Below are 16797 nucleotides of genomic sequence, written 5' to 3'. Positions count from 1 at the left end.
GGGCTGTCTAGGTCGCCGTGCTGCAAAGGGAGATGGTCGAAGAATAACCCCCGGCGAGCGAGTACGAAAGTTCAGTCGCCAACGGGGGATTCAACGGTCGAGGTTCAGTGACGTGCTTCCACCAGGGTCGCGCGCAGGGAATTGGGCAGTGCCTCGTAGATTTCCACGTCGACGAACTGGCCGATCAGGCGCGGATTGTCGCAGCGGAAGTTGACCACGCGGTTGTTCTCGGTACGGCCCTGGAGCTGGCCCGGGTCGCGCTTGGCGTAGTCGGTGACGAGGATGCGCTGGATGCTGCCGACCATCCGTCGGCTGATCTCGAAACCCTGCTGGTTGAGGCGGCTGTTGAGGATCAGCAGACGCTGCTTCTTCACTTCGTCGGGGGTGTCGTCCACCAGGTCGGCGGCCGGGGTGCCCGGGCGCGAGCTGTAGATGAAGGAGAAGGAGAAATCGAAGCCGACGTCTTCCACCAGCTTCATGGTCTGCTCGAAATCCTTCTCGGTCTCGCCAGGGAAGCCGATGATGAAGTCCGAGCTGATGCAGATATCCGGTACCGCCGCCTTCAGCTTGCGAATGAGCGACTTGTATTCCAGCGCGGTGTGGTTGCGCTTCATTGCCGCGAGGATGCGGTCGGAGCCGGCCTGCACCGGCAGGTGGACGAACTTCACCAGCTGCGGCACCTCGGCGTGGGCGGCGATCAGCGAGTCGGAGAACTCCAGCGGGTGCGAGGTGGTGTAGCGGATGCGCTCGATGCCATCGACCTCGGCGACCACGCGGATCAGTTCGGCAAAATCGGCGATTCGGCCGTCGTGGGTCTGGCCACGGTAGCCGTTGACGTTCTGGCCCAGCAGGGTGACTTCCTTCACGCCGTTCTCGGCCAGGTGGATCACTTCGGCCAGCACGTCGTCGAACGGCCGGCTGACTTCCTCGCCGCGGGTGTAGGGCACCACGCAGAAGGTGCAGTACTTGCTGCAGCCTTCCATCACCGAGACGAAGGCCGTCGGGCCGTTCACCTGTGGCTCGGGCAGGCGGTCGAACTTTTCGATCTCCGGGAAGGACACGTCCACCTGCGGTTTGCGCGTGGTGCGGGCGGCGTCGATCATTTCCGGCAGGCGGTGCAGCGTTTGCGGGCCGAAGACTACGTCGACGTAGGGCGCTCGCTCGCGAATCGCCGCGCCTTCCTGGCTGGCCACGCAGCCGCCGACGCCGATGACCAGGTTCGGGTTCTGTTGCTTCAGCGTGCGCCAGGCGCCCAGTTCGGAGAACACCTTCTCCTGGGCCTTCTCGCGGATCGAGCAGGTATTGAGCAGGATGACGTCGGCTTCTTCAGCCTTTTCGGTGATTTCCAGGGCCTGGTGTTCACCCAGCAGATCGGCCATGCGCGAGCTGTCGTACTCGTTCATCTGGCAACCGTGGGTCTGGATGAAAAGCTTCTTGGCCATGGAGTCTTTCTTGGTCTGGTTAAAAAATGACCGCGCATTATAAGCCCGAGGCGAGTCGTCTGCCACCGGCTGGGGCAGGGGCCGGCCTGGAGGTCGCGCGGCTGTGCTATGCTGCGTGCCCTTTTTGCAAAGCTGTCATCCTTCGTTCATGAGCAAGCGCGAGAACCCGATCTACAAGGTGGTCTTCCTCAACCAGGGCCAGGTGTACGAGATGTACGCCAAACAGATCTACCAGAGCGATCTGTGGGGCTTCCTGGAGATCGAGGAGTTCGTCTTCGGCGAGCGCACCCAGGTAGTGGTCGACCCCAGCGAGGAGAAGCTCAAGGCGCAGTTCGATGGCGTCATCCGCAGCTTCGTGCCGTTGCACTCGATCATCCGCATCGACGAGGTGGAGCGCCTGGGTACCGCGAAGATCAGCGATGCCAAGATCACCGGCAACGTGATGCCGTTCCCCATGCCGATGCCGAGCAAGGACAGCTGATTCATCACTTCGTAGGAGAGAGCGTGCTCGCGAACCGCCCGACGCCGACATCAGCCGAATAGCCCTGTTCGCGAGCAAGCTCGCTCCTACAGGGAGTGGTGTTTGGCGTGTGGCTCAGGGCAGCGGCGAGAACGGCGAGTTGCCGGCGGTCTGCAGTTCGATCAGGTAGTTGCGGAAGATCTGCCCGAGCACCTTGGTGGCGATGTCCAGCTCGTCCTTGTTCATCTGCTCGGCGACCAGGTCGGCACTGTCCATGGCGTCTTCGGCGCCGTTGACCGCGGCCATCTTCAGCACGATGTAGGCCTGCACATTGTTGGCTTTCACACCTTCACCACGGAAGAACATGGTGCCCAGGCGCAGCTGTGCATCGGCGTGGCCCTGCAGCGAAGCCTTCTCGTACCAGTGCAGGGCGGCCTGGAAGTCGCGCGGGGCGCGTTCGCCGGTATAGAAGAATTCCCCCAGTTCGAACTGTGCCTGTGCGTCGCCGGCATTGGCAGCCTGCTGGCAGCTGGCCAGAGCCTGCTGCAGCTGTTCGGGCACGGTGTTCAGGGTGCAGCGCCCGGTGGCTGGAATCAGCAGCGAGTTGCCGCCCGCCTGAGTGAACAGGGGCAGTGCGAGCAACAGGCAGCCCAGCAGGGTGCGACCAGAACGGTACATGGGGAGAAACGGCCTCCAGGATCGGGGCGGGTAAAACCCGGCCAGCGAAATGCGCCAGCCTTCACATTATGAAATAAGCCGGCGCCTCCTTACAAAGTCTTTACCTTCTTTTCTGTTTTTTTGCTGGAAACGGCTACGGCGGCGGGGGCGGTGTAACGCCAGGATAAAGCCCCGAAAGCCTCGGGGCAGAGCGCAGGGCGCCCGGATGGGCGCCCTGCGTGGAGCGGCTTACTTGAGGGCGGCGAATGCGCGCTCGGCGGCGTCCAGGGTCAGTTTCAGCTCGGTTTCGCCGTGGGCGATGGAGGTGAAACCGGCCTCGAAGGCGCTCGGAGCCAGGTAGACGCCGGCATCCAGCATCAGGTGGAAGAAGCGCTTGAAGCGTTCCGCATCGCTGGTCATCACGTCGTCGAAGGTGACGATGGCGTCGGCGCCGGTGAAGTACAGGCCGAACATCGCGGCGCCCGCCTGGGTGGTCACGAAGGGGATGCCGGCAGCGTCCGCGCGCTCCTGCAGGCCTTGCAGCATGTGGGTGGTGTAGGTGGTCAGCTCGTCGTGGAAGCCGGGGCGGCTGATCAGGCGCAGGGTGGTCAGGCCGGCGGCCATGGCCAGCGGGTTGCCCGACAGGGTGCCGGCCTGGTAGACCGGGCCGAGCGGGGAAATCTGCTCCATGATCTCGCGCTTGCCGCCAAAGGCGCCCACCGGCATGCCGCCGCCGATGATCTTGCCGAAGGTCGACAGGTCCGGGGTGATGCCGTAGTGCGCCTGGGCGCCGCCGAGAGCGACGCGGAAGCCGGTCATCACTTCGTCGAAGATCAGTACCACGCCGTGCTTGTCGCACAGGCTGCGCAGGCCTTCGAGGAAGCCCGGCGCGGGCGGCACGCAGTTCATGTTGCCGGCGACCGGTTCGACGATGATGCAGGCCACGTCCTTGCCGACTTCGCCCAGGGTCTTCTCGACGGCGGCGATGTCGTTGTAGGGCAGGGTCAGGGTGTGCTTGGCGAAGGCTGCCGGCACGCCGGGGGAGTTCGGCACGCCGAAGGTCAGGGCGCCGGAGCCGGCTTTCACCAGCAGGCTGTCGGAGTGGCCGTGGTAGCAGCCCTCGAACTTGATGATGCTGTCGCGGCCGGTGTAGCCACGGGCCAGGCGGATGGCGCTCATGGTGGCTTCGGTGCCGGAGCTGACCATGCGCACCATGTCCATGGACGGCACCAGCGAGCAGACCAGATCGGCCATTTCCACTTCCAGCGCGGTCGGCGCGCCGTAGGACAGGCCGTGGTCGAGCTGCTTGCGCACGGCATCGAGCACGTCCGGGTGGCTGTGGCCGAGGATCATCGGGCCCCAGGAACCGACGTAGTCGACGTAGCGCTTGTCATCCTCGTCCACCACGTAGGCGCCTTCCGCGTGCTTGAAGAACAGCGGGGTGCCGCCGACGCTCTTGAACGCGCGCACCGGCGAGTTCACGCCACCGGGGATGTGTTTCTGGGCATTGGCGAAAAGCGTTTCGGAACGGGACATGGTGTACCTCGCGAAGCTGTGAAGGGCCGGGCGCGTGGGCGCTCAGCGGGTTTCGAAGAGTTGGCTGAAGGCGCGTGCGCGCTGTTCGACTGCGGCCGGGGAGTCGGCGGCGAACAGCGCGTGGATCACGGCGATCATGTCGGCGCCACGGGCGATCAGCTCGGGCGCGTTATCCAGGGTCACGCCGCCGATGGCCACCAGCGGCACGTTGAAGCGGGCCTTGGCCTGCTCCAGCAGTTCGAGGCTGGCGGCGGATGCGCTGGGCTTGGTCTGGGAGGCGAAGAAGCGGCCGAAGGCGACGTAGCTGGCCCCTTCGGCGATGGCTTTCTCGGCCAGCTCGAGGCTGGCATGGCAGGTGCCGCCGATGACGGCATCACGGCCAAGCAGGGCGCGGGCCGCGGCCAGCGAGCCGTCGGTCTGCCCCAGGTGCACGCTGACGCCCAGACGCGCGGCCAGTTCGGCGTCATCGTTGATCAGCAGCGTGGCGCCATGGCGCGCGCAGAGATCGCGCAGGGCCTCGGCTTCGCGCAGGCGGCGCGAAGCGTCGTCGGACTTGTCGCGGTACTGCAGCAGTTTGGCGCCGCCCTTCAGGGCGGCCTCGACGTAGGGCAGCAGGCGGCCGCCGTCGAGCAGCTGGCTGTCGGTGATGGCGTAGAGTCCGCGCAGTTTCATCGGTGCCTCGATCATTGGTGCGGTTGAATCAGTGGCAGTAGTCCAGCGGCAGCCGGCGTGGAACGTACTGGCCATGGCCAGGGGCTTCCGCGTCGCGCAGGGTGCGCCAGGTGTAGTCCAGGGCGCTGCGTACCGCGCTCACCAGTTCCTCGCCCAGGGCCAGGCGGCCGGCAAGCGTACTCGCCAGGGTGCAACCGGAGCCGTGGTAGCTGCCGGGCAGGCGCTGGCAGGTGAAGGTGTGGCGCTGGCCGTCACGGGTGTACAGGCGATTGTGCACCTCGGACTCGTCGCCATGGCCGCCGGTGATCAGCAGGGTCTGGATATACAGCAGCAGCTTGTCGGCGCACTCGTCCGCGGTGCCCTCGGGCAGTTCGGCGAGGATGCGCGCTTCCGGCAGGTTCGGCGTGGCCACGGCGGCGATCGGCAGCAGGCGTTCGCGCATGGCGTAGCCGACGTCGTCCTTGCCCAGCGAACCGCCTCCACCGGCGCGCAGCACCGGGTCACAGACCAGCGGGATGCCCGGCAGGGACTGCATGATCTCGACGACGGTATCGACCATCTGCACCGAGCCGAGCATGCCCAGCTTGACCGCGGCCACCGGCAGGTCGGCGATCACGGCGTTGGCCTGGGCCAGCACCCACTCGCGGTCGAGCACGCGGAAGTCGGAAACGTTGACGGTATCCTGAACGGTCAGTGCGGTGACGGTAGGCGCCGCGTGGCAGCCTTGGGCGATCAGGGCTTCGATATCGGCCTGCAAGCCGGCGCCGCCACTGGGATCGTGACCGGACAGGCAGAGCACTACGGGACGGGAGGCAGGTGTTTTCATGGCGCGGGAGCTTATCACCAAAATGCGCCGCTGAGCTGACCGAACGGTCCATTGCGCAACGCCCGGCCGTTGCCTGGCCGAATGGTCGAATGCCACGGGGCACAAGGCCTGTGCTAGAGTTCGCCGATTCCAACACAACGCCTCCACGGCGCGCCAAAGCGGGAGATGGGGATCTCCGGCGCGGCTGTCGGTGGCACTGCGGGGCACCATGCGGCACTGGCTGATCTTCCTGATCCTACTCATCCTCTCGCCAGTGGCGAGCGCCATCAGCTTCGATGAGCACGTCGGGCAATTGCCCCTGGGGCGGGCGATGGACGTCTTCGAGGACGTGCGCGGCACCGCCGATATCGCCGAGATCAGCTCGCCGGCGCTGGCCGCCAGTTTCCGCCGGCATGAGCGCGACGTGCTCAACGCCGGTTATTCGCGCTCGGTGTTCTGGCTGCGCCTGGACCTGGATTATCAGCCGCAGGTCTCGAAAGATCCGGCCAACTGGCTGCTCGAACTGGCCTATCCGCCGCTGGACAAGCTCGAGCTCTACCTGCCCGATGGCAATGGTGGCTTCAAGCTGGCCCAGCGCACCGGCGACACGTTGCCGTTCGACAGCCGGCCGATCCGCCAGAACAACTACCTGTTCGATCTCAAGCTGGAGCCGGGCAAGCCGCTGCGCGTCTACCTGCGCCTGGAAAGCCAGGGCTCGATCCAGGCGCCGCTGACGCTCTGGTCGCCCAAGGCCTACCTCGAGGAACAGCCGCAGCGCATTTATGTGCTGGGCATCATCTATGGCGTGCTGCTGGTGATGCTGATCTACAACCTGTTCATCTTCCTCAGCGTGCGTGACACCAGCTACCTCTATTACATCCTCTATATAGCCTCGTTCGGTTTCTACCAGATATCGGTCAACGGTGCGGGCATCGAATACTTCTGGCCGAACAACCCCTGGTGGGCCAACGCCTCCACGCCGTTCCTGATCGGTTCGGCCGGGCTGTTCGGTTGCCAGTTCGCGCGCAGCTTCCTGCACACCCGCGAGCACAGCCTGTGGATCGATCGCATCCTGCGCGTGCTGATGGCCGTCGGCGCGCTGGTGATGGTGCTGGCGCTGACCGTCAGCTACGCCGTCGCCCTGCGCCTGGCCACCTACCTTGCGCTGGCCTTTACCGTGGTGATCTTTGCCGCCGGCATCCTCGCCTGGCTGCGCGGCATGCGCGTGGCGCGCTACTTCATCTTCGCCTGGAGCGCCTTCCTGCTTGGTGGGGTCATCAACACGCTGATGGTGCTGGGCTTTCTGCCGAACGTCTTCCTCACCATGTACGCCAGCCAGATCGGTTCGGCGCTGGAAGTCGGCCTGCTGTCACTGGCCCTGGCTGACCGTATCAATGCGATGAAGGAAGAGCGCACGCGGATCCTCCAGGAAACCAGTCGCAAGCTGGAGCAGTTGAACCTGGAACTGGCCAGCAGCAACCGCCTGAAGGATGAGTTCCTCGCGACTGTCACCCACGAGCTGCGCACTCCCATGAGCGGGGTGATCGGCTCGCTGGAGCTGATGCAGACCGTGCCGATGGATGTCGAGCTGGGCCAGTACCACAAGACTGCCACCGGTTCGGCGCGGGACATGATGCGCATGGTCAACGACATCCTCGCGCTGATCGAGCTGCAGGCCGGCAAGCTCTATCCGCGCCGCGAACCGTTCAGCCTGCGCGGCCTGTGCGATGGCCTGCGTGCGCAGTACGCGCCGCGCGCCGAGGAGCGCGGGCTGCGCTTTGTCCTGCAGCTGGACGAGAGCCTGCCCGATACCCTCGAGGGTGATGCCGGCAAGCTGACCCAGGCGCTGGGTTACCTGATCGACAATGCCATCAAGTTCACCCACCAGGGTGGTGTCAACCTGCGTGTGGGTGGCGTGCCGGGCAAAGAAGGGCTGGCCTTGCGCATCGAGGTGCAGGATAGCGGCATCGGTTTCTCCACCCCGCCGGATGGTGCGCTGTACCAGCGCTTCTTCCAGCTCGACGGTTCGCTGACCCGCGAATACGGCGGCCTGGGTATCGGCCTGGCGCTGTGCCGCAAGCTGGTTGCATTGCTGGGCGGCACATTGACCCACGAATCCGTGCCGGGGCAGGGCAGTCGCTTTACCCTGGAACTGCAGGTCGGCCAGCCGGTGCAGAACATTGCCCCGCCGCCGCGCCGTGCGGGCGGCCAGGTGTTGCGCAGCCCGGACCAGTGCACGGTGCTGGTGGTGGAAGACAACGCCATCAACCAGCTGGTGATCCGCGGCATGCTGCTCAAGCTCGGTTACCGCGTGCGCACCGCTGACAACGGCGCCGAAGCGATCGAGTTGCTGCGCCGGGAAACCATCGACACCGTGCTGCTGGACTGCCAGATGCCGGTGATGGACGGTTTCGCTACCTGCCGGGCGATCCGCACGCTGCCGGGTTGCGCCGATCTGCCGGTGCTGGCCATCACCGCCCATAGCCACAGCGGCGACCGCGAGCGTTGCCTGGCGGCCGGGATGAGCGACTACATGGCCAAACCGGTGAAGTTCGAGGAGCTGCAGGCGCTGCTGCATGACTGGCTGCTGTGCCAGCCGGCGCTGCCCAGTCACGCCTGAGGCTGGACAATGCGTAGGAGCGGACTTCGTCCGCGATAGGTTCGCATCGCGCCGGATAGCATCGCGGACAGAGTCCGCTCCTACGCGATGACAAATCCCTCTGCCGGGCCAATGAAAAACGCCGCGATCCCTTTCGGTATCGCGGCGTTTCTGTTTCAGCGAGCAGTCAGGCTCAGACCTTGACGACCCAGCCTTCCGGGCCTTCCACGTCACCCTTCTGGATGCCGGTCAGCTCCTCGTAGAGGCGACGGGTCACCGGGCCGACGTCTTCGCGGCTGAAGAACACGTGCAGGTTGTCCTTGTACTGGATGCCGCCGATCGGGGTGATCACCGCGGCGGTGCCGCAGGCGCCGGCTTCCTTGAAGCGCGCCAGGTCGTCGATCTGTACGTCGCCTTCGATCACTTTCAGGCCCAGGCGCTGTTCGGCCAGCTGCATCAGCGACAGGCGGGTGATGCCTGGCAGCACCGAGCTGGAGCGCGGAGTGACGAATTCGTTGTCGTGGGTGATGGCGAAGAAGTTGGCGGAGCCCACTTCCTCGATGCGGCTGTGGGTGGCCGGGTCGAGATAGATGCAGTCGGCGAAGCCGTCTTTCTTGGCCTGCGCGCCCGGCATCAGGCTGGCGGCGTAGTTGCCACCGACCTTGGCGGCGCCGGTACCGTTGGGCGCGGCGCGGTCGTAGGTGGAGATCACGAAGTCATGGGGCTTCATGCCGCCCTTGAAGTACGCGCCAACCGGGATGCAGAACACCGAGAAGATGAACTCCGGAGCCGGGCGCACGCCGATGTTGTCGCCCACGCCGATCACGAACGGACGCAGGTACAGGGCGCCGCCGGAACCGTACGGAGGAATGAAGCGCTCGTTGGCGCGGACGACCTGGCGGCAGGCGTCGATGAACTGCTCTTCCGAGACTTGCGGCATCAGCACCCGAGCGCAACTGCGCGCCATGCGCGCGGCGTTCTGGTCCGGGCGGAACAGGTTGATCGAGCCGTCCTTGCAGCGGTAGGCCTTCAGGCCTTCGAAGCACTGCTGGCCGTAATGCAGGGCCGAGGAGCCTTCACTGATGTGCAGGGTGTTGTCTTCGGTCAGCTTGCCGTCGTCCCACAGACCATCGCGCCAGTGGGAGATGTAGCGGAAGTCGGTCTTGATGTAATCGAATCCGAGCGTGCCCCAATCGATGTCTTTCTGTTCCATGGTTGCCTCATTCAATGGGATTACCTGCGGCTGCCGCGAGCCGTGCAAGGCCGGCGAGCATCCGGGCAGAGTGTTTGGCGGGCTCTGGCGGCGGGCTGCCCGAATCGGCGGGGATTCGGGCGTGCGGCGGGAACGGCGTTCTCCGCGGGATGGTCACCGCCAGGACTCCATCAAGACTTGCCATGATACCGGCGATATTCGCGGCTGTGGGCCCCTGCTGGCGAATATCGCTGCCATCAGTCGCATCGACCGCTTGAAGGCTGAGGTTCAGGCGATATCGGCTGAGCGGGGCGACATCGCATGGCTTTCACTGTTTCAGGTGAAATGACCAGGTTTCCTGAATGTCATTTCACCTGGTGAATATCATTTGCTCAGTCTGCTGGCGTGGCGACGCTCTGTGGGAACAGCGAGCGGCTGATGAAGCGGGCGGTCTCATGCAGGCTGGTGCCGATCTGTTCCAGCTTTTCGCGGTCGTGCTGGGCGCTGATGCCGATGCCGGAAATGATGAAGCGAGGCTGGCGGTCGTGGTCGATGATCGCGCTGGCGACCATGCTGACGCCGCGGTAGAGGTGGTCCAGGTCGATGGCCCAGCCGCGTTCCAGGGTGGCGCTGGCGCCGCTGCAGTACTCCTCGAAGCTGGGTGGGTTTTCCCAGCGCACGCGGGTCAGGCGGCGGCGCAGTTCATCCTCGGGAAGGTTGCGCAGGCCGGCAATGCAGCGCCCGGCGGCGCCCGCCAGTTCGGGCAGGCGCGAGCCGATGGCGACGTTGACGTGCGCCACGGTAGGCGCGGAGACGGCGATCACGCGGATGTGCGCGTCGTCGGTCACCTGCCACAGGGCGATCAGGATGTGGTGGTTGGTGCTCAGGCGCTCCAGTTCCGGCTGGATCAGGTCGGCGTAGCTGCGGCCGATGAAGCTGACTGCCAGCTCCGACAGGCCCAGGCCCAGGCGGTAGGTCTTGGTCTCGTTGTCGAACGAGGTCAGCTGCTCGTTGCTCAGCGTGCGCAGGATATTGAAGGTCGTGCTCGGGCTGATGCCGGTGGCGCGGGCGATGGCGGTCGCGCCCTCGGGGCCTTCGGCGTTGGCCAGGTGGCGGAGGATCTGGATGGCGTTCACCACGGCGCCGACATCCTTGGCGCTGCCGGTGCGTTTGCTGCTGGCTTCTTCGACGGTCTTTTCAGTGGTCATATTCTGTATTCTGATTGACATTCAGTATTGTGAATGTATTCTGACCCTGCGACGCCTGCAACGGCTTCCGTGAAGCTGGCTTGGCATGGGCGGTAACGCACTTTGCAACAAAGGCAGAACAAGAACAAAGGAGAAACCTCGATGGTGGATTTCCCCGACCGCAGCATGCCAGGGCCCGAGGCGCAGTACCTCGCGTTTCTCGCCCAGGGTCGTTTCATGTTGCAGCGCAGCGCCTCCACCGGCCGGCACGTGTTCTACCCGCGCACCCAGGTGCCCGGCAGCGGCGAAACCGACCTGGAATGGGTCCCCGCCAGTGGCCTCGGCACTCTTTATGCCCTGACCGTCAACCGCGCCCGCAGCGGTGACTACAACGTCGCGCTGATCGACCTCGATGAAGGCGTACGCATGATGTCGCGCATCGAAGGGCATCTCAGCCTGCCCATCGGCACCCGCGTCAAGGCGCGCATTGCCCAGCAGGACAGCGGCGCCGTCGTGGTCTTCGAACCTCTCGCGGAGGTGCCAGCATGAGCCAGGTCCTGCGCGGCAAGACCGCCATCGTCGGTATCGGCAGCGCCGGTATCGGTGAAGCCCACGGCTATAGCGCCATGGAACTGCTCGGCCAGGCCTCGATGAAAGCCATCGCCGATGCCGGGCTTGCGCTCTCGGACATCGACGCGGTGTTCTCGGCCACCAGCTCCCACGCCTTCCCGACCCTCTCGGTCTGCGAGTACCTGGGTATCAAGCCGAAGTTCGTCGATGGCACCAACGTCGGCGGCTCCAGCTTCGAGCTGCATCTTCTGCAGGCGACCCTGGCCCTGGAGGCCGGCCTGTGTGACGCAGCGCTGATCTGTTACGGCTCCAACCAGCGTACCGCGGGCGGCAAACTGGTATCGATGAGCGAGCCGCAGTGGCACGAAACGCCCTACCAGCCGCGCCACCCGATCACCGCCTACGCGCTGGCTGCCAGCCGCCACATGCATCAATACGGCACCACCCGCGAGCACCTGGCCGAAGTGGCCGTGGCCGCGCGCGGCTGGGCCAACCTCAATCCCGAGGCCTTCGCCCGTGGCCCGCTGAGCATCGATGACGTGCTCGCCGCACGGATGGTCAGCGACCCGCTGAGCAAGGCCGACTGCTGCCTGGTCACCGATGGCGGTGGCGCCTGCGTGATGGTGCGCGCAGACCGTGCGCGGGACCTGCCCAAGGCGCCGATCTACTTCCTCGGCGCCGCCGGCGCGCAGTGGCACCGCTCCATCGTGGCGATGCCCGACCTCACCGTCACTGCCGCTTCCGAGAGTGGCCCGCGCGCCATGCAGATGGCCGGCGTGCAGCACGCGGACATCGACCTGGTGATGGTCTACGACGCCTTCACCATCAATACGATCCTGTTCCTCGAAGACCTCGGCTTCTGCCCGAAGGGCGAGGGCGGTCGCTTCGTCCAGGGCGGGCGCATTGCCCCTGGCGGCGAGCTGGCGGTGAACACCAACGGCGGCGGGCTGTCCTGTGTGCATCCGGGCATGTACGGCATGTTCCTGATCATCGAGGCGGTCACCCAGTTACGCCGACAGGCCGGAGAGCGCCAGTTGAAAAAGGCCGATATCGCCCTGCTGCACGGCAACGGCGGCACCTTGTCCAGCCAGGTCACCGCGCTGCTCGGCACCCAGAACGTGCTCTGAAATCCGGGCAAGACGCCCTCCCGGTGGCCACCTGCGACAAGCGGGCGGCCCGCCGTGGACGCGTTCGCCCTCGCGCCGGCACGCCAGCGTCCGGCATCCGTCAATGTTTCAGGTGGAACGTCATGTCAGTGAGTCACTTGCAACACACCGGCTTCTCCAGTCTTACCCCTCTGGTGCAGCCGCGCTCGGTCGCCGTGGTCGGCGCCTCCAGCGACCCGCACCGCATCGGCGGTCGCCCCATCGCCTACATGCTGCGCAACGGTTTCAGCGGTCGCATCCTGCCGGTGAACCCCAACCGCAGCGAAATCCAGGGCCTGCCGGCCTACGCCAGCGTCGATGCGCTGCCCGAGGCGCCGGACGTGGCGATCATTGCGGTGCCGGCGCCGCAGGTGCTGGAGACCGTCCAGGCGCTGGGCCGCAAGGGTGCACGCAGCGCCATCGTGTTCTCCTCCGGCTTCAGCGAAGTCGGCGAGGAAGGCGTGGCCATGCAGGACGCCATCGTCGAAGCCGCCCGCGCGGCGAACATGCGCCTGCTGGGGCCGAACGCTCTGGGCGTGTTCAACGCCAACCTGGGCTACTACGCCTTCTTCTCCACCAGCCTGGAGCGCGGCATCCCGCTGGCCGGGCGGGTCGGCATCGCCACCCAGTCCGGCGCCTACGGCGCGCACCTTCTCGGCCTGTCGCGGCAGCGTGGGCTGGGTACGCCGATCTGTGTCGCCACCGGCAACGAGGCCGACGTCACCCTGGGTGATGCCATCGGCTGGCTGGTGGAATCGCCGGACATTGATGTGGTGATGGCCTACGCCGAATCCATCCGCAACGTCGACAGCTTCCTCGCCGCCCTCGAAGCGGCCCATCGCGCCGGCAAGCCGGTGATCCTGCACAAGGTCGGGCGCAGCGAGCTGGGCGGTCGTGCGGCCATGTCGCACACCGCCTCCCTGGCCGGTGACGACAAGGTGCTCGACGCGGTGCTGGCCGACTACGCCGTGGTCCGCGCGCGCACCACCGAGGAGCTGGTGGATATCGCCTACCTGGCCACCCAACGCATCTACCCGGTGAACAACAGCCTGGGGATGATCACCGTCAGCGGTGGCGCCGGGATCATCGTCAGCGACGCCGCCGAGGATTTCGGCCTGCCCATGCCGCCGATGCCCGAAGCGGCCCAGGCGCGCCTGAAGCAGCGCCTGCACTATGCCTCGCCGCTGAACCCGGTGGACTGCACCGCCCAGGCGCTCAACGACCTGAGCCTGGTGCACGACTTCACCGAGTCCATGGTGGTGGACGGCGGCTATCGCTCGCTGATCGCCTTCTTCACCCAGGCCGGTACCGCCGCCTCCATCGGCCCGCGCCTGGCCGAGCAATTCGCGCGGATCAAGGCCGATCACCCGGACCGCCTGTTCGTGGTCTCGGTAATGGGCGAGGGTGAGGAGCTGGTGCCGTACCAGAACGCCGGCTTCGCCCTGTTCGAGGACCCGACCCGCGCCGTGCGCGCCATCCAGGCCATGGGCCAGTTGGGCGAAGCATTCGCCCGGCCGCTGCGCAGGATTCCTCTGCCCGGTGGCGTCGAGCTGCCGGCCAGCACGCCCGGTGAGGCGGAAGCCAAGCAATTGCTGGCGCGCGCCGGCATCGAATCGGCGCCCGAGCGTGTGTTGAAGAACGCTGCGGAAGCCGCTGCGTTCGCCGAACAGATCGGCTTCCCGGTGGTACTGAAAATCGCCTCGGCGGACATCCTGCACAAGTCGGAAATCGGCGGTGTGCTGCTCAACGTCGGCAGTGCCCAGGCCGTGCGCGAGGGCTACGAACTGCTGCTGCAACGCGCTGCCGAACACGCGCCGAAAGCTCGCCTCGACGGCGTGTTGGTGGCGCGCCAGCTTCAGGGCGGCGTCGAGTGCTTCATGGGCATCCAGCGCGACCCGCAGTTCGGTCCGGTGGCGGTGTTCGGCCTCGGCGGCATCTTCGTCGAGGTGCTCAAGGACGTGGTGTTCCGTCGCTGCCCGTTCGGCGTCGACGAAGCCGAGCAGATGATCCGCAGCATCAAGGGTGCGCCGCTGCTGCTGGGTGCCCGTGGTCGCCCGGTGACCGATATCAAGGCCCTGTCGCGGGTGCTTGCGCAGCTCTCGCAATTCGCCGCAGAAGCCGGCCCGCGCCTGCGCTCGGTGGACCTCAACCCGGTCTTCGCCATGCCTGAAGGGCAGGGCGCCTGGGCCGCCGACGCGGTGCTGGAAGTGGAGGAGGTGGCCCATGGCGCTGAATCCTGAGCACCTGCTGAACTACCCGATCCCGGAAGTACGCCAGCGCTTCAGCCGTCACGACAGCGCCTTCTACGCACTGTCGGTCGGCCTCGGCGCGGACCCGATGGACGAGCACCAGCTGACCTTCGTCGACGCCAATCGCGAGCTGCAAGCGCTGCCGTGCATGGCGGTGGTGCTGGGCCATCCCGGCTTCTGGCTGGGCAACCCGGACACCGGTGTCGATGCCCTGCGCCTGGTCCACGGTGAGCAGAGCATCGAGTGGCTCAAACCGCTGCCGGTGGAAGGCGAAGTGATCGGCCGCACCCGCGTCACCGGGCTGGTCGACAAGGGCGCCGGCAAGGGCGCGCTGCTCTATAGCGAGAAGGTCGTCAGCGATGCGCAGAGCGGCGAGGTGCTGGCGATTGCCCGCGGCACCACCTTCCTCCGCGGCGATGGCGGCTTCGGCGGCGACAGCCAGTCGCTGAGCCAACCGCACCGTCTGCCCGAACAGGCGCCGGACCTGGTCATCGACCTGCCGACCCGCCCCGAGCAGGCGCTGCACTACCGCCTGAACGGCGACGACAACCCGATCCACGCCAGCCCCGCGGCGGCGGCGCGCGGTGGCTTCCCGCGGCCGATCCTGCATGGCCTGTGCACCCTCGGCGTGGCCTTCCACGCGTTGCTGCGCGGTTACGCCGATTACCGCGCGGAGCGTTTCGCCCACCTGCAGGTGCGCTTCTCCGCACCGGTATTCCCCGGCGAAACCCTGCGTACCGAAATCTGGAATGACGGCTCCTTCCGCACCCGCGTCGTCGAGCGCGACGTGGTGGTGCTGGACAACGGCCGCGTGCGCCTGACCCCGGAGATGGGAGAACACGCCGGGCGGGCCTAGCGCGACGACGACCTCAACCAACCTGCGAGAACAACAACAATGAACGCACCCGACAGCTTGGCCCAGCGTGCCGCGATCCCGCGGCGGACCCTGGTGATCGCCTTCCTCTTCTGCTTCCTGGGTCTGCTTGCCGATGGCGCCGACCTGATGTTCCTCGCCTACAGCCTGAACAGCCTCAAGGCGGAGTTCGGCCTCTCCAACTTCGAGGCCGGCTCGCTGGGCAGCATCACCCTGGCCGGCATGGCCATCGGCGGCATCTACGGTGGCTGGGCGTGCGACCGCTTCGGCCGGGTACGGGTGGTCACCTGGACCATCCTGGTGTTCTCCTTGGGCACCGCGTTGCTCGGGCTGGCGCACAACTTCTGGGCCTTCGCGCTGATCCGCTTCGTTTCCTCGCTGGGCCTGGGCTCGCTGTTCGTCGCCTGCAACATCCTGATGTCCGAGTTCGTCACCGCCAGGTACCGCACCACCATCCTGGCGACCATGCAGGCCGGCTGGACCGTCGGCTACCTGGTGGCGACCGTGCTCGCCGGGCAGATCATCCCCGACTACGGCTGGCGCGCGCTGTTCTTCACCGCCATCGGCGCGGCGCTGATCTGCCTGGCGCTGCGGCCCTGGGTGCCGGAATCGCCGTCCTGGCTGGCAGCCCGTGCACAACGGGTGCAGCAGGCCAGCAGCGGTCGCCAACAAGCGGTTACCAGCGGCGGTATGCGCCAGTTGCTGGTCGATCCGTCCACGCGGCGCATGTTCCTGCTGTGGAGCATCACTTCGTGCTTCCTGCTGTTCGGCTACTACGGCACCAACAACTGGATGCCCTCGTACCTGGAAAGCGAGCTGGGCATGAACTTCAAATCCATGACCGGCTACATGGTCGGCACGTACACCGCGATGATCCTCGGCAAGGTGCTCGCCGGCATCGCCTCGGACCGCTTCGGCCGCCGCGCCACCTTCGCCGCCGGGGCCATCGGCACCGCCATCTTCATGCCGGTGATCGTGTTCTGGCACACCCCGGACAACATCGTCTGGATCCTCGCGCTGTTCGGCTTCATCTACGGCGTACCGGTGGGCGTACTCGCCACCTACATGACCGAGAGCTTCTCCACCCAGGTGCGCGGCGCCGCCGTGGGCACCTCCTACAACCTCGGCCGCATCGGCGCGGCGGTGGCCCCGGCGGCCATCGGCCTGCTGGCCTCGCACGTGTCCATCGGCGCCGGCTTCCTGGTGATGGGCATCACCTACGTGATCACCGGCCTGATCCCGGCACTGCTGATCCCCAACCGCCTGTATGACCCGAACCGCGAAGCGCGCACAGCGCAGCCCGGCACACCCGCACGTGCGTCGACGCACAGCGCTGCCCGCCCGCTGGGCCAACCCGTTACCGAGGAAAGCCTGAGATGACCGATCTCACTTGCGCTGCCAATCCGCCC

14 protein-coding genes are annotated in these 16797 nt (G+C 66.2%); 7 read left to right on the top strand and 7 right to left on the bottom strand.

Features of this window, described 5'->3' with window-relative positions; genetic code table 11:
- Positions 1 to 104: 104 nt before the first annotated feature.
- Positions 105 to 1442 (bottom strand): tRNA (N6-isopentenyl adenosine(37)-C2)-methylthiotransferase MiaB, encoded by a 1338-nt coding sequence (gene miaB / locus L6D89_RS16940; protein WP_236200577.1) that lies wholly within the window; start codon positions 1440 to 1442, stop codon positions 105 to 107.
- A gap of 148 nt (positions 1443 to 1590) precedes the next feature.
- Between miaB and L6D89_RS16935 the strand changes: the two genes are divergently transcribed.
- Positions 1591 to 1923, top strand: coding sequence for a DUF1820 family protein (locus L6D89_RS16935; RefSeq protein ID WP_054906781.1), 333 nt, complete (start codon positions 1591 to 1593; stop codon positions 1921 to 1923).
- Between the two features lie 114 nt (positions 1924 to 2037).
- Here the strand turns inward: L6D89_RS16935 and L6D89_RS16930 are convergent, their stop codons facing one another.
- The 4 genes from L6D89_RS16930 to L6D89_RS16915 all read right to left on the bottom strand — a co-directional run bounded on the left by L6D89_RS16930 (position 2038) and on the right by L6D89_RS16915 (position 5593).
- Entirely contained in the window at positions 2038 to 2580 is a 543-nt protein-coding gene (locus tag L6D89_RS16930; protein WP_017521798.1) for a tetratricopeptide repeat protein, read from the bottom strand.
- Between the two features lie 228 nt (positions 2581 to 2808).
- On the bottom strand, positions 2809 to 4095 hold the full coding sequence (hemL, locus tag L6D89_RS16925; RefSeq protein WP_236200576.1) for a glutamate-1-semialdehyde 2,1-aminomutase: 1287 nt from the start codon (positions 4093 to 4095) through the stop codon (positions 2809 to 2811).
- A gap of 42 nt (positions 4096 to 4137) precedes the next feature.
- Entirely contained in the window at positions 4138 to 4767 is a 630-nt protein-coding gene (gene thiE / locus L6D89_RS16920; RefSeq protein WP_236200575.1) for a thiamine phosphate synthase, read from the bottom strand.
- A 28-nt stretch (positions 4768 to 4795) separates the two neighbouring features.
- Positions 4796 to 5593, bottom strand: a complete 798-nt coding sequence (locus tag L6D89_RS16915; RefSeq protein ID WP_236200574.1) for a hydroxymethylpyrimidine/phosphomethylpyrimidine kinase — start codon at positions 5591 to 5593, stop codon at positions 4796 to 4798.
- Between the two features lie 208 nt (positions 5594 to 5801).
- On the opposite strand from L6D89_RS16915, the gene L6D89_RS16910 reads away from it, so the two are divergent.
- A complete protein-coding gene (locus L6D89_RS16910) occupies positions 5802 to 8192 on the top strand; it encodes a hybrid sensor histidine kinase/response regulator (RefSeq protein ID WP_236200640.1) in 2391 nt (796 codons plus the stop codon).
- Positions 8193 to 8364: 172 nt separating this feature from the next.
- Here the strand turns inward: L6D89_RS16910 and L6D89_RS16905 are convergent, their stop codons facing one another.
- Positions 8365 to 9384 (bottom strand): branched-chain amino acid aminotransferase, encoded by a 1020-nt coding sequence (locus L6D89_RS16905; protein ID WP_236172450.1) that lies wholly within the window; start codon positions 9382 to 9384, stop codon positions 8365 to 8367.
- 371 nt (positions 9385 to 9755) lie between these two features.
- On the bottom strand, positions 9756 to 10571 hold the full coding sequence (locus L6D89_RS16900) for an IclR family transcriptional regulator (protein WP_236200573.1): 816 nt from the start codon (positions 10569 to 10571) through the stop codon (positions 9756 to 9758).
- A 141-nt stretch (positions 10572 to 10712) separates the two neighbouring features.
- On the opposite strand from L6D89_RS16900, the gene L6D89_RS16895 reads away from it, so the two are divergent.
- The 5 genes from L6D89_RS16895 (at position 10713) to L6D89_RS16875 (ending at position 16768) form a co-directional block, all read left to right on the top strand.
- On the top strand, positions 10713 to 11099 hold the full coding sequence (locus tag L6D89_RS16895) for a Zn-ribbon domain-containing OB-fold protein (protein WP_236200572.1): 387 nt from the start codon (positions 10713 to 10715) through the stop codon (positions 11097 to 11099).
- Entirely contained in the window at positions 11096 to 12247 is a 1152-nt protein-coding gene (locus L6D89_RS16890; protein WP_236172453.1) for a thiolase, read from the top strand. The genes L6D89_RS16895 and L6D89_RS16890 overlap by 4 nt, the downstream gene beginning before the upstream one ends.
- Before the next feature lie 122 nt (positions 12248 to 12369).
- Complete coding sequence (locus tag L6D89_RS16885) at positions 12370 to 14505, top strand: acetate--CoA ligase family protein (protein WP_236200571.1); 2136 nt, start codon at positions 12370 to 12372, stop codon at positions 14503 to 14505.
- Complete coding sequence (locus L6D89_RS16880) at positions 14489 to 15370, top strand: MaoC/PaaZ C-terminal domain-containing protein (RefSeq protein WP_236172455.1); 882 nt, start codon at positions 14489 to 14491, stop codon at positions 15368 to 15370. Before L6D89_RS16885 ends, L6D89_RS16880 begins: the two co-directional genes overlap by 17 nt.
- A 39-nt stretch (positions 15371 to 15409) precedes the next feature.
- A complete protein-coding gene (locus tag L6D89_RS16875; protein ID WP_236200570.1) occupies positions 15410 to 16768 on the top strand; it encodes an MFS transporter in 1359 nt (452 codons plus the stop codon).
- Positions 16769 to 16797 lie beyond the last annotated feature (29 nt).

Origin of the sequence: Pseudomonas pseudonitroreducens, assembly GCF_021603645.1 — a bacterium.
Classification (GTDB): Bacteria; Pseudomonadota; Gammaproteobacteria; order Pseudomonadales; family Pseudomonadaceae; genus Pseudomonas; species Pseudomonas pseudonitroreducens.
This window is presented reverse-complemented; position numbering and strand designations above follow the sequence as displayed.